We start from the raw sequence: 13,376 nt of genomic DNA, 5'->3' as shown, positions 1-13,376 counted from the left end.
CATACTTGAAGTGTAAGTTAAAAAATCAAGGAGCGAGGGATGAAACCGAATTTTAAAAGCCCGTATCAGTTGTTTATCAATGGCAAATGGAAGGATGCTTCCGATGGAGCGGTCTACGATGTTTTCTCTCCCGCGACCGGGGAGAAGCTGGCTTCATGCGCCCAAGCGACTGCGGCAGATGTGGACGAGGCCGTTGTCGGGGCGCAAAAGGCCTTTGAATCATGGAAGAAGACCAGCCCGGCTGAACGGGCCAAGGTCCTTACCAGTATTGGGGACATCATCAATAAGAACCTGGAAGAATTGGCCATAATCGAAACCCTGGATAACGGCAAGCCCATCCGGGAATCCATGAATATTGACGTGCCGGTTGCGGCGGAACACTATTACTACTTTTCAGGGGCAATCCAGGCCGAAGAAGGCTCCGCCGTCATGCTGGATGATCAGACATTAAGTTTAGTGCTGCGTGAACCCATTGGAGTGGTGGGACAGATTGTGCCCTGGAACTTCCCCCTTCTTATTGCGTCCTGGAAAATAGCCCCTGCCCTTGCCTCGGGCTGCTGCGTGGTCATAAAGCCTTCAAGCTATACCAGCCTCAGCCTGCTCCGCATGGCGGAACTTATCCAGGAAGTAGTGCCTCCCGGAGTCTTTAATGTGATCACCGGTTCCGGTTCCAAAGCCGGGGAACATATGCTGAAGCATCCGGGCTTCGCCAAGCTCGCCTTTACAGGGTCCACCGAAATCGGCTGCCGTGTGGCTGATGCCGCTGCTGAAAAATTAATTCCCGCTACCCTCGAATTGGGGGGCAAATCGGCGAACATCTATTTTGACGACTGCAATTTTGACAAAGCCCTGGACGGCCTGCAAATGGGCATACTCTTTAACCAGGGCCAGGTCTGCGCCGCAGGTTCCCGTGTCTTTGTGCAGGAAGGGATCTACGACAAGTTTGTCAAAGCAGCGGCAGAAGCCTTCAACAAAATAAAAGTCGGCGACCCCTTGAGCTCCACCACCCAGATGGGCGCATTGATCTACGAAGACCACCTCAAGGATGTGCTGAATTATATCGAGATTGGCAAAAGGGAAGGCGCCAGGGTGATCGCAGGGGGCGAACGCATCATGGTGGGCAGTTTCGGCAAAGGCTTTTTCCTCCAGCCCACCCTCCTTGCGGGTGTGACCAACAATATGCGAGTCGCCCAGGAAGAAATTTTCGGCCCCGTGGCGGTGATCACCAAATTCAAAACTGAAGAAGAAGCGATCAGGCTTGCCAACGATTCCCAGTACGGATTGGCCGGCGGCGTCTGGACCCAGGATATCAACCGAGGCATCCGCGTCGCCCGGGCTGTTGAGACCGGCCGCATGTGGATCAATATGTACAACGCCGTTCCTGCGGGCGCCCCCTTTGGAGGCTACAAAAAATCCGGCATAGGCCGCGAAACCCACAAGGTCATTCTTGAACACTACACCCAGATGAAGAACATCATGATAAGCCTTGCCGAGGGACCTTCGGGATTCTATCCGGCATAGGAGGCGGGACATATTCCTCCGGCCCGCTTGCCCGGAACCAAATTACCCGGCTATAATACTTTCATAGTATTGGAGGAGTATTCCATGATCAATGTTACGATTTACAATGAATTTGTCCACGAAACCACCCATGAGTCGGTACGGGCAATTTATCCCCAGGGCATACACGGAACCATCAAGGCCTTTCTGGAGAAAGACAGCGCCATTGGGAAAATCCGCTGCGCCACCCTTGCGGATCACCGCGAAGCCCTGAGCCAGGAAGTCCTGGACGACACCGATGTGCTGGTTTGGTGGGGGCATATGGCGCATGACAAAGTCGATGACGCAGTGGTTGCGAAAGTGATACGCCGCGTGCTTGATGGCATGGGCTTCATCGTCCTCCATTCAGGCCATGCCTCAAAACCCTTCCAGCGCCTTTTGGGCACCGACACCCCCCTTCTCCGCTGGAGGGAAGCAGGCGAAAAAGTCAGGCTCTGGAACATAGCCAAGAATCACCCCATCACCCAGGGCCTTGGCGAATCCTGGGTAATTCCTCATGACGAAACCTACGGCGAGCCCTTCGGCATTCCCAATCCCGACGAGCTCATCTTTATCTCCTGGTTCCAGGGGGGCGAAGTTTTCCGCAGCGGGGCTACATGGCGCCGTGGGGAAGGCAAAATCTTCTATTTCCAAAACGGCCATGAAACCTTCCCGATTTACCATCAGAAAGAAGTTCAGCTGGTCATTACCAATGCGGTTAAATGGGCCAACCCGTGCCAGCGCCATTGCGCTGTAGACCGGGGCAAGGGCAACGACGCCCCCTTTGAGAAATACGAGCTTGAGGATGGCAGTTTTACCCCGGTTACCCGCCACTAAGGGAAAAGAGCCCGTTCCGTGCGCAGCCCCCTCTTTTCGCTTTTGCCGGTATTGGCAGGCGCCTGTCTCATTCTGGCAGGCGCGGGCCTTCTCTCAGGCTGTTACACCCTGAAGCAAGGGAGCGCCATGCTGGGTTACCTCGGCAGGGCTGTTCCCCTGGAAGATCTTCTTGAGGATACCGGTCAGGAAGGGGCGGGTACAGAAGACGCGAAAAAGAACCGCCTCTTTGCAGAACAGGTTGTGGATATACGCCGCTTTGCCATGGACGAGCTTGGATTAAAAGAAAGCAAAAATTACACCCGCTATGTTGAGCTTGACCGCGATTATCTCGCGGCGGTGGTTTCGGCTTCCGCAAAAGATTCTTTTACCACCCACGAGTGGTGGTTCCCTGTGGTTGGCAAAGTCCCCTATAAAGGCTTTTTCAATCCCGACGACGCCCGCAAAGAGGCAAAGAAACTGCAAAAGAAGGAGCTCGATGTGTGGATCAGGGGCGTGGACGCCTTCAGCACCCTCGGCTGGTTCAAAGATCCCCTCTACTCTTACATGAAGGAATATCCTCTGCATGATTTAGCAGACCTCATCATCCATGAGCTGCTCCATGCTACAGTGTACCTCAAGAGTTATTCCCGGTTTAACGAACAATTGGCGGAGTTTGTAGGCACTGAGGGGGCGAGGCTTTACATGGAGAAAGCAGCGGCCGGAGCGGATGACACTAATGATACCAATGATGCAGACATTAAAGCGGACAGGGCCGCATATATCGCGTTTATTCAGGGACTTATCACGGAGCTTAATACGGTCTACCAAAGCGGTATTTCGCGGGAAGAAAAACTTGCGCGCAAGGCGGAGATTATTACCGCTACCCAGGCGCTGTTTGAAGAAAATTACGAGAGCATGTTCAAAACCGAAAATTACCGGGGATTTTCCAAGCTGCAGGTGAACAATGCATATCTTGAACTTTACAGCCTTTATTATGAGGAAGATACGTATTTCAAGGATCTTTATGAGCGCAGCGGAAGGGATCTTCCGGCTTTTATTAATGCTGCGAAGTTGCTTAAGGGGAAGGGCGATCCAAAGGAAGAATTTGAAAAACTATTGGATAAAGAACGATGAACATCAATCAATAATATTTTCTTTAATAAATACATCGAGAGGTATTTCAATCTTTTCCGGAATTTTTTGACCCAATACAAGAAATCGGAATAAATTCATCAGAGATTCCCTGCCCTGATACTCAGGCCGCTGTGAAATGACCGCGTTAATGCTGCCTTCTTTTATCAGGCAGCGATTTTCGGGAATCAGATCGTAGCCGATAATAATTAATTCCCTTTCCCTGCCGATTTTCCTTGCCGCCTGAACGACACGGTAGGCAAAACAGTTGGTAATAAAAACCCCTGAAATTTCCGGATGTATTTTTAAGAAATCAACAATTTCCATATCTGATAATTCGGCACTCTGTTCGGTAAACTGTTCCCTTGTTATCGTTGGTATTCCATATTCTGCGGTATAACTTAAAAAACCTTCCTTTCTCCGGGTAATGTGGTAGTCCCCGCCATGGGCATTAAGAATCGCCGCAGGTTTATCGGATATTCCCCGCATAAGATGCATCAGCCTTCCTGCCAAATAACCGCCGCGAAAAGAATCCTGATTAATTGTGCAAAGCGGATTAAGACCCGGTATATCGGCGTCAATAAAGACATAGGGAATATTCTTTGCGTGTATCCGGGACACAAAGGGCATCGTTCTTTGGGGCATGATAGGCGCAAATACAAGGCCGTCAATTTCCTTTTTGAGTACTGTCTCTGCTTTTGCTTCAAACATTCCCGGCCCGTAGCGATCAAATTCTACCACTTCAACTACTATGCCAAGCGGGGCCAGCTCGGCAATAGCAGGTTTTATTCCGTCCATCACCTGGCCCCAATAGCCTGCGTCCTGATCACGGCGGGGTAAAAATACGCAAATTTTATACGGACGGTTTTGCTTGAGGCTGCGGGCAATCGGATTCGGAACAAATTGATACTTTTCGATAATATGCTCAATTTTTTCTTTTGTGGCAACAGAAACCCGTCCCCGCTTATGGAGCACACGATCCACCGTTCCTATCGACACAGAGGCAAGTTCGGCAATTTCTTTGACCGTCATACTGTCAATATACTGCGGTATAGCGGAGACTTCAAGGAATTGTTGTAAATTTTTTATGAAATTTTATGCATTTTTATGCATTTTTCTTGACAGGGAGAAAATTCGGATATATTATAATCAGGACTGTGTACGTACACGCAAATATACACAGGTGAGGGGAAAAATGACTAATTTGAACGTTTTCCATACAAAGCCTGATTGGGAAAACTTTGACGTTACTTCCATAAACCGGGAGGCCGCCCATACCCGCTGGGGCGCGTATGAAAGTGAAGAACAGGCTGCAGCGGCAAAACACGGTTCTTCCAAATACACGAAGAATCTCGCGGGGGTTTACGAGTTTAAACTTTACCCGAAACCTGATGCGGTTGACGATTTCTTTAAGCCTGACTATAACGCAAAGGATTTTAAAAAGATTAATGTTCCGGGAAACTGGGAGCTTCAGGGTTTTGGCAAGCCCCTCTACTCAAACTTTGTATACCCCTGGGATTTGGAAAAAAATGAAAAATACGCATTGACAGCCAGGGCGGGAACAAACGCATTGCGCGTTCCCAATCCGCCCTTTGTTCCCGAAGATAACCCAACGGGATGTTACCGTTTTAACTTTAAGCTGCCTGACTACTTTGCAAACCGTGAGACCTATATCTATTTTGAGGGTGTGGAGACTGTTTACTATTTATGGATCAACGGAAAACCCGTAGGTTATTCCCAGGACAGCAAGCTTCCATCAGAATTTAATGTTACCCCCTACCTTGCCAAGGGAAACAATCTTTTGGCCCTTGAGGTAATCCGCTTTGCCGACAGTACCTATCTTGAGGATCAGGATTACTGGTATCTTTCGGGGATATTCCGCAATGTGTACCTTATTTCAAAACCCACCCTGCATATTGCGGATTTTAAAATAACCGCGATTCCTGCTTTGGCGCCCGGCTTGCCCGAAATACATCCCGCGATTCTGCAAGCCCATCCGGGTCCGGGTTTTCCGCAGCCTGAACCGATTCCTTCTGCGGGGGAGGCGGTTTTCAGTGCAGATGTCATCGTTTCACGGGCACCGGATTTTGCATCTTCAACGGTAAAAGTGAGCCTCTATGAGGGTGTCAAAAAAATTGCCGAAGGAGAAGGCGCCGTAGCGTCCACGGCGCAATACCGTACCGATATGCTCCCTTCGGCCAACAGCGCCCGTGTGAGTCTCAGGCTGAAAAATATTCAGCAGTGGTCGCCTGCTTCCCCCAAATTGTATACTGCGGTAATTACGCTGATTGGGCCTGACGGAAAAGCTGTTGATCATGAAAGCGCCCGCATTGGTTTTAAGGTTCTTGAGATTCGTGACGGCGTGCTCTACTTCAACGGAGTGAGGCTTATTGTGCAGGGAGTCAACCGGCATGAACACGCCTGGAAATTCGGGCGGGCAGTTCCTGTTGAACATATGCGTGAAGAAATACGCCAGATGAAAAGGATGAACATCAATTCGGTACGTACCTGCCATTATCCTGACAGCCCCGACTGGTACGATCTCTGCGATGAGCTTGGCATTCTTTTGATCTGTGAGACGGATCTTGAAACTCACGGAGTAATGGGCGCATTAAGCCACGATCCGGCCTTTGCGGTAAATTATCTTGAACGTGCAGTACGTATGGTACTCAATTACAAAAACCACGTTTCCATTTATTCATGGTCCCTGGGCAACGAAAGCGGAACCGGGGCAAATCACGCGGCAATGTACGGTTTTGTAAAAGAATATGACAAGACCCGTCTTTGCCAGTATGAGGCCGGAACTCCTGAAAAAAATATTTCCGATATCCGCGGTAATATGTATGCGCCGGTTGAACATATACTGCGCATGATTGCGGATCCAAAAGATACCCGCCCCATCATCCTTGTAGAATATTTATACCAGATTTCCAATTCCGGCGGCGGCCTTGATAACTTTGTTTGGCTTACTTCGGAATTCCCCCGGTTTCAGGGAGGCTATGTCTGGGATTGGCAGGATAAATGCCTTACAGGTAAAACAAAAGAGGGCAAGGAATTTTTTGCCTATGGCGGAGACTTTGGTGAAGAATTTGTCGAAAAGGTCTGCCCGCCTTTTATGACCAATAACGGCATTGTACTGCCCGATTTAACCTGGAAGCCTGTTGCATACGAATTAAAACAGGCCTATTGCCCCATTCGTATTGAAAGGCCAAATAAATACTATCCCCTCAATCCGAACGGGCCGGGGACAAATGCAGCCTCAGCTGATACATATACTGTTAAACGGCTTACAGCTCTTTCGGGGGATGAAAAGGCCGAGGCCCTTGAATGTACTGCCGTAATCAGGGCCGATGGGCTTATTGTTGCTGAAAAACCAGTAAAGCTTCCACCATTGTCCCAGGGGGGCGAGGGATTTTTTATCTTCGGCCTGCCCGTGCAGAAAAAGCCCGGTGTAGAATACTCTGTTACTTTTTCGCTTAGAAGTAAAAAAGATTCCTTTTATGCGCCAAAGGGCTGGGAGGCCGGCGCATACCAGTTCATTCTTGAAAAGATTCCGGTTGAAACAAGAAAAGAAATTAAAAAAAATGCTGCAGTAAAACCGGTGCTTTCAGAAAAACCTGATACCTACACTGTTGCAATTGCGGCGAATAAAGGCGCAATTACCGCTATAGTCAACAAAAAAAGCGGTCTTATTGAATCGCTTGAAAAGGCCGGTAAGCTGTATATCAGTTCGGGTTTTAAACCCACATTCAAGCGGCCCCTTACCGGCCTTGACTGCGAACCGGGTTGGGGCTGGTACGATGAATATGCGCGCACACGGAACCTTGAAAGCTTTGTCACTTCGTACAGGTCTTTTACCGGTACCGGCGGTGACGCTGTGCGCCTCGAATTTGATTTTGTGATGAATGGTAAAAATGCAGTTCCGGTCAATGGATGTATCGCCTATATATTCTCGGGGTCAGGCAAAATCAGTATTGATTATCAAATTCATATTGAAAAGAGCCTTGTTGCAGTTCCCCGTGTAGGCCTTGAAGTGATTCTGCCTGAAGGGTTTGAACAACTTGGCTACTACGGATACGGCCCGGTGGAAAATTACCCTGACAGGATGCTTGCCGCGATATTGGCGGAGCATGAATCTACTGTCACAAAAGAACATTTCCCCTTTGTACCGCCTGCTGAAAACGGAGGCCATGAAGGCTGCCGCCGCCTTACTTTTACCAATGGGGAAAAACAGAGCATTGTCATTTCTGCGGAAACACCTTTCCATTTTGACGCTCACCATAGTACCGCAGACGACTACATTGCTGCGGCCCACGATCGTGAAATCGTCAGGCGGAAGGAAACTTTTGTGCACATCGACGCGGCCCACGGCCCTATCGGTTCGGAAATGGCATGGAGTACGGTAATGCCCAGGGCTCATATGGTCGGCGGCGGTTCTTATCGGCTTGGTTTTAGCATTGCCCTTGGTTAGGGCTCGATTATTTGGCATCAAACCGGCTTGAGCTGGTTATATATTGCAGGAGGATTTTATGAAAAAGGTATTACTCCTTTTGACGGCTGTTTTGGTCCTGGCCCTTGGCTGTTCCAAAAAAGAAAGTTCCAATGCCGCTTCATCAAGCGGTGGCGGACAGAAGGTGCACATTGTTGTAGGCGGATGGCCTTCGGCTGACGTCGGCTTTGATGCAGCCCTACCGGGTTTTTATGCACAGTACCCCGACATCGAAGTTGAAGTACAGATGGCTCAAACCGAGGCTTATCATCAAGCGTTACAGACTTCTCTTGCGGCAGGACAGGGCGCGCCGGATGTTGCGATGATCGAAGGTGCTTACATTGCCCAGTACCGTGATTCAACAGCTCTTATTAATTTGCTTGACGCGCCGTACAATGCGGAACGCTACAAGTCTAATTTTGTCGCTCTTAAATGGAATCAGGCTTATTCTTCTGATGGTAAACGGCTGGTTGCCTTTGCATGGGATCTTGGCCCTTCTACCTTCTACTACCGCCAGGATATTTTAAAAGAGCTCGGCCTTCCCACTGAACCTGAGGATGTAGCAAAACTGACGAGCACCTGGAGCGGGATGCTTGACCTTGCAAAGAAAGTAAATATTCCCGGCCAGCGCTGGCTCCTCAATGAAGCGCAGGCAATGTATATGGAATATTTCAATAACCGCGATTTTTATAATGAAAAACTTGAACTTCAGCTCGACCGCCCCGGCGATCTTGATTGTCTCAATGCGGTAATTGCTATGCGTAAAGGCGGCCTCGACATGAACGCCAATATGTGGAGTTCGGAAGGTGTCGCAGCAATTGATAACGGTGCTGTTGTTGGTATTATTTCCGGCGCCTGGTTCGGAGGCTTCCTCAAAGACGACTTTGATCCTGATGGCATTGGGAATTGGCGTGCTACTGTACTCCCTGGTAACATTAAAGACATGAACCTCGGCGGTTCATTCTGTGCAATTCCTGAGCAGAGCAAACAGAAAGACGCTGCATGGAAATTCCTTGAATACATGCTTGCGACCAAAAAAGGACAGAACGATATGTTCGCTGCGGTCGATTACTTCCCTGCTTTTGAACCCGCATGGGATGATCCCATTTATCAGGAACCGGATCCGTATTTCGGCGGACAAAAAACACGGGCTCTTTACAAACAACTTTCTGAAAACCTTGACCGGCCGGTCTATGCCACGATTATGGATGTGACAGTTGAAGCTGCGATCGGTTCAGCAATAAACACCGGTATTGAACGGAACTTGGGTGCCCAGGCATTAAAGACCTTTATCAAGCAGGAAATAGAAACTGCAACCGCAGAATTGAAGCGGCAGCAGATTCAAACTTTGCGCGACGCAGGCGTCTGGAAGGACTAAGCTTTTTTAGCGGAGCCTTCGGGATTAATTTCGGAGGCTCCAATTTTTTGAGAGGTTTAAAATGGCTGTAAGTAATACCGGTATAATTAAAAGAAATTACTGGACTACAGAAAAAAAGAAAAGTCTTGTCGCGTATGTATATATTGCTCCTTTTTATTTACTTTTTTTAATTTTTGGCCTTTTCCCAATGATTTCGGGACTTTTCATCAGCTTTTTCCGTTGGGACGGCCTTTCTCCGATGCATTTTTTAGGGATAGATAATTACATCAACCTCGTTAACGATCCGCTTTTTCGCAAGGCCCTGGGTAATACGCTGCTTATCGGTATTATTTCCCATATTCCGATTTTAGGCGGCGGCCTTGTTCTGGCCTACATAATGAATTCAAAACTGGTTCAATGGAAAAATGTTTTTAAAACAATATATTTTATGCCCATGGTAACAAGTTCTGTTGCAGTAAGCATTATCTTTCAAAGCCTTTTCGGCTTTAACTTCGGTCTTTTTAATTTTTTTACCAGGTTTTTTGGCATTGCACCACTTAACTGGCTGGGAGGCAACGGTTCATTAATCAAAGTTGCAGTAATTGTGATGTTCTCGTGGAAATGGATAGGATGGAACATGGTTATCTATCTTGCGGGTATGCAGGGAATCAATACTGATATTTATGAAGCGGCTACCATTGACGGCGCAGGACATGCCAAAATTTTTGCGAGGATAACAATTCCCCTTTTAAAACCTATTATCCTTTTTACGCTGATACAATCAAGTATTGGTATGTTCAACCTTTTTACCGAACCCTTTATCCTGACTAATTCAAGCTGGACCGGAGGGCAGAATAACGGCGGCCTTACATTGATGATGTACCTTTTGAACAAAGCTCCGCAGGGAGGGACACTGTACGGATACGCTTCCGCCTGCGCATATGTAATTACTGTCATGATTATCATCTTTTCTATTGTGATAACCCGTCTTATGGAAGAGCGTGAAAGTAAAGCGAGGCACGCAATATGACAAAATTATTACCCGGATTAGCTTTAATTATAGTACTTCTTATCATTTTAAGCCGGACTTCCAATATTGGCAGGAAAATAACCCTTTACTTTATATTGGTTTTGCTTGCACTTTCGATGATCATCCCCTTCTATATGATGTTCATCTATGCAACACTGCCGACGAATAAGATCTATTCATATCCGCCGGTTATCTGGTTCGGCAGTAATATTGCGAAAAATTTTCAATCTATGAGTAAAATTGTTAATTTTTTGCAATCGTTGGGTAACAGTGTTATTGTTACGGCGAGTAATACCGTCCTCGTACTGCTATTCTGTTCCATGGGAGGCTATGCCTTTGCCATATACAATTTTAAATTCAAAAAACAGCTTTTCGGCATCCTTCTTTTAACAATGATGATACCCTGGACAGCAGGCATTATACCGTGGTTCTGGCTCATGTCAAAGTTCGGCTGGCTCAATGATTTTAAAGCATTAATTATTCCAAGCGCCGCCAACGCATTCGGCATTTTTTGGATGCGGCAGTACTGTTTGAAGAATGTGCCGGAATCAGTTCTTGATGCCGCTCGCATAGATGGATGCAGTGAATGGACAATATTTTTCCGTGTAGTAAGTCCGGTAATTCTTCCGGCCTATGCTTCCCTCGGGATCATGCAATTTGTCAATGTTTGGAATGACTTTGTCGCTCCAATGCTGATTTTACGCCGTAAGGCACTTTTGACGCTGCCTGTCATGCTGCGTACAATGATTGGCGATCGCGGTACCGATTACGGTGCCCTGATGCTGGCAAGTACTTGTGCGGTTTTGCCGCTTCTAATTGTATTCTTACTAGCGTCAAAATACTTCATGTCCGGATTAACTGCCGGTGCAATCAAGGAATAAAGGAATATATATCATGGAAAAAATACTGCAAGGAAATAAAATAACCCTCGGCACTTGTTACTATCCTGAACACTGGGACGAGAGCCTCTGGAAGGATGATCTCAGGCGCATGAAAGAAAACGGTATCAACGCAATCAGGATTGCGGAATTTGCATGGAACAAATTTGAGAGTGCCGAGGGGAACTTTAATTTTGGTTTCTTTGACCGCTTTCTTGAAACCGCTAAATCTGCTGACATATCGGTAATTTTCTGCACACCCACAGCAACGCCCCCTGCCTGGCTTACCAATGAATATCCGGAAGTACTCAACAGCCGGATAGACGGCACGCTTTTAAGGCATGGCGCCCGCAGGCACTATAATTACAATTCACCTGTGTACCGCCGCTTTACAGAACGGCTTGTGGAAAAAATAGCCGAACATTATGGCAAACATCCGGCAATCATTGGCTGGCAGATAGACAATGAGATTAATTGCGAAACCGACGAATTCTACTCGGACAGCGATACTATTGCCTTCCGGGAATTCCTCAAAACGAAATATACAACCCTCGACGCCCTCAATTCCGCATGGGGAACAGTCTTCTGGAACCAGACCTATACCGCTTGGGCCGAGGTGTATGTCCCCAGGCCGACAATCAGCGATTCCGTTAACCCTCACGAGGTACTTGATTACATACGTTTTGTTTCGCAGAGCGCACGGGGTTATATAAAGCTGCAGAGCGATATAATCCGCAAATATATAAAACCGGGCGATTTTATTACCACAAATGGTATGTTCAGCAGCCTCGATAATCACGCAATGAACAAGGAGAGTTTGGATTTCTACACTTACGACTCCTATCCGAATTTTGCCTATTGCCTTGGAACAGATCCTGAACATTCTGCCGATTTGAACGATCGCAAATGGAGCAGGAACCTTACTGAAGTCCGTTCAATTTCGCCGGACAAATTCGGCATCATGGAACAGCAGTCAGGGCCCAACGGCTGGAATACAAGGATGGAAGCTCCCTCCCCCCGGCCAGGCCAGATGACGCTCTGGACAATGCAGAGCATTGCCCATGGAGCGGATTATGTCGGTTATTTCCGCTGGCGTACCTGCACGATGGGAACTGAAATCTACTGGCACGGTATTCTCGATTATTCCAACCGTGACAACAGGCGCCTTGCCGAAGTCAATGATATTTGGAAGAAGACACAGAAAATTTCGGCCATTGCGGGGAGCAAATACCAGGCGGCCTTTGGCATATTAAAAGATTACGACAATGCATGGGACGCCAAACTGGACAAGTGGCACTGGCGGGTGGACAAAGAAAGCGAAGCGGGTATCTTCCAGGCAGCCCAATTGACCCATACCCCCTTTGATTACGTGTATATAAACGACGATTCTTCCGCAGAAATACTGTCGCCCTATCCGGTGCTCTTTTATCCCCATGCGGTAATAATGACAGAAAAACGTGCCAAACTGATTGAAAACTATGTGGAATCCGGCGGCACTCTCATTCTTGGCTGCAGAACGGGTTACAAAGACATTACAGGTAAATGCCCCATGCACAAGCTTCCGGGTTTGCTGCAAAAAATATCGGGGGCTGATATTGTTGATTACGGCTTTGTTTCTCCTGATGATGGCAAAGTCACTGTTGACTGGGAAGGCACAGAAATTGAAGCCTCTGTATTCAACGATATTGCTGAACCGCTTGAGCAGGCAAAAATTCTTGGCACATTCAAGAATGCATATTTCGCCGGCAAGGGAGGGCTCATATACAATGAATACGGCAAGGGCAGGGTCTTTTATTTTGGCGGCGCCTTTAACCAGGGGGCGGCGAAGATATTTCTTTCCAAGCTGAAAATAGCCAATCCCTATGGCGGACTAATTGATGCCCCGGAAAGCTGTGAAATTGCCTGTCGTGCTTCAAGCAGCAAACAGTATCTTTTTGTGCTTAATTATACCAGGAAGCCTGCACAGATAACCTTGAAAAAGGAGATGCAGGATATGTATTCAGGCACAAAGGTTTCCGGTACTGTGGAACTTGCGGCTTATGGAACAGCTGTTTATGAGATAAAGTAGAGATTCTGCAATGTTTCCATGACAGCTTTACTCTTGCTATATTACGTGATATCGTTATTTTTATATTA

General features: G+C 47.6%; 9 protein-coding genes. 8 read left to right on the top strand and 1 reads right to left on the bottom strand.

Translation table 11 applies throughout. From position 1 onward, the window contains the following. Window positions 1-39 precede the first annotated feature (39 nt). The 3 genes from TREAZ_RS02370 to TREAZ_RS02360 all read left to right on the top strand — a co-directional run bounded on the left by TREAZ_RS02370 (window position 40) and on the right by TREAZ_RS02360 (window position 3,489). On the top strand, window positions 40-1,521 hold the full coding sequence (locus TREAZ_RS02370) for an aldehyde dehydrogenase family protein (RefSeq protein ID WP_015710197.1): 1,482 nt from the start codon (window positions 40-42) through the stop codon (window positions 1,519-1,521). 84 nt (window positions 1,522-1,605) lie between these two features. Continuing rightward, entirely contained in the window at window positions 1,606-2,376 is a 771-nt protein-coding gene (locus TREAZ_RS02365) for a ThuA domain-containing protein (RefSeq protein WP_015710196.1), read from the top strand. Window positions 2,377-2,394: 18 nt separating this feature from the next. After that, window positions 2,395-3,489: an aminopeptidase gene (locus tag TREAZ_RS02360; RefSeq protein WP_015710195.1), complete on the top strand. Its 1,095-nt coding sequence runs from the start codon at window positions 2,395-2,397 to the stop codon at window positions 3,487-3,489. A 3-nt stretch (window positions 3,490-3,492) separates the two neighbouring features. Here the strand turns inward: TREAZ_RS02360 and TREAZ_RS02355 are convergent, their stop codons facing one another. Further along, window positions 3,493-4,518, bottom strand: a complete 1,026-nt coding sequence (locus TREAZ_RS02355) for a LacI family DNA-binding transcriptional regulator (protein WP_015710194.1) — start codon at window positions 4,516-4,518, stop codon at window positions 3,493-3,495. A gap of 163 nt (window positions 4,519-4,681) precedes the next feature. Between TREAZ_RS02355 and TREAZ_RS02350 the strand changes: the two genes are divergently transcribed. The 5 genes from TREAZ_RS02350 to TREAZ_RS02330 all read left to right on the top strand — a co-directional run bounded on the left by TREAZ_RS02350 (window position 4,682) and on the right by TREAZ_RS02330 (window position 13,308). Next, a complete protein-coding gene (locus TREAZ_RS02350; protein WP_015710193.1) occupies window positions 4,682-7,957 on the top strand; it encodes a glycoside hydrolase family 2 TIM barrel-domain containing protein in 3,276 nt (1,091 codons plus the stop codon). 58 nt (window positions 7,958-8,015) lie between these two features. Then, a complete protein-coding gene (locus tag TREAZ_RS02345) occupies window positions 8,016-9,353 on the top strand; it encodes an ABC transporter substrate-binding protein (protein WP_015710192.1) in 1,338 nt (445 codons plus the stop codon). Between the two features lie 187 nt (window positions 9,354-9,540). Further along, window positions 9,541-10,362 (top strand): carbohydrate ABC transporter permease, encoded by an 822-nt coding sequence (locus tag TREAZ_RS02340; protein ID WP_201764780.1) that lies wholly within the window; start codon window positions 9,541-9,543, stop codon window positions 10,360-10,362. Continuing rightward, on the top strand, window positions 10,359-11,243 hold the full coding sequence (locus TREAZ_RS02335) for a carbohydrate ABC transporter permease (RefSeq protein ID WP_015710190.1): 885 nt from the start codon (window positions 10,359-10,361) through the stop codon (window positions 11,241-11,243). The genes TREAZ_RS02340 and TREAZ_RS02335 overlap by 4 nt, the downstream gene beginning before the upstream one ends. Window positions 11,244-11,256: 13 nt before the next feature. Continuing rightward, entirely contained in the window at window positions 11,257-13,308 is a 2,052-nt protein-coding gene (locus TREAZ_RS02330) for a beta-galactosidase (protein WP_015710189.1), read from the top strand. Window positions 13,309-13,376: the final 68 nt, after the last annotated feature.

The organism is Leadbettera azotonutricia ZAS-9 (assembly GCF_000214355.1).
In the GTDB taxonomy this organism is placed as follows: Bacteria; Spirochaetota; Spirochaetia; order Treponematales; family Breznakiellaceae; genus Leadbettera; species Leadbettera azotonutricia.
The sequence above is the reverse complement of the archived record's forward strand: the minus strand, read 5'-3'. Positions and strand labels throughout refer to the sequence as shown.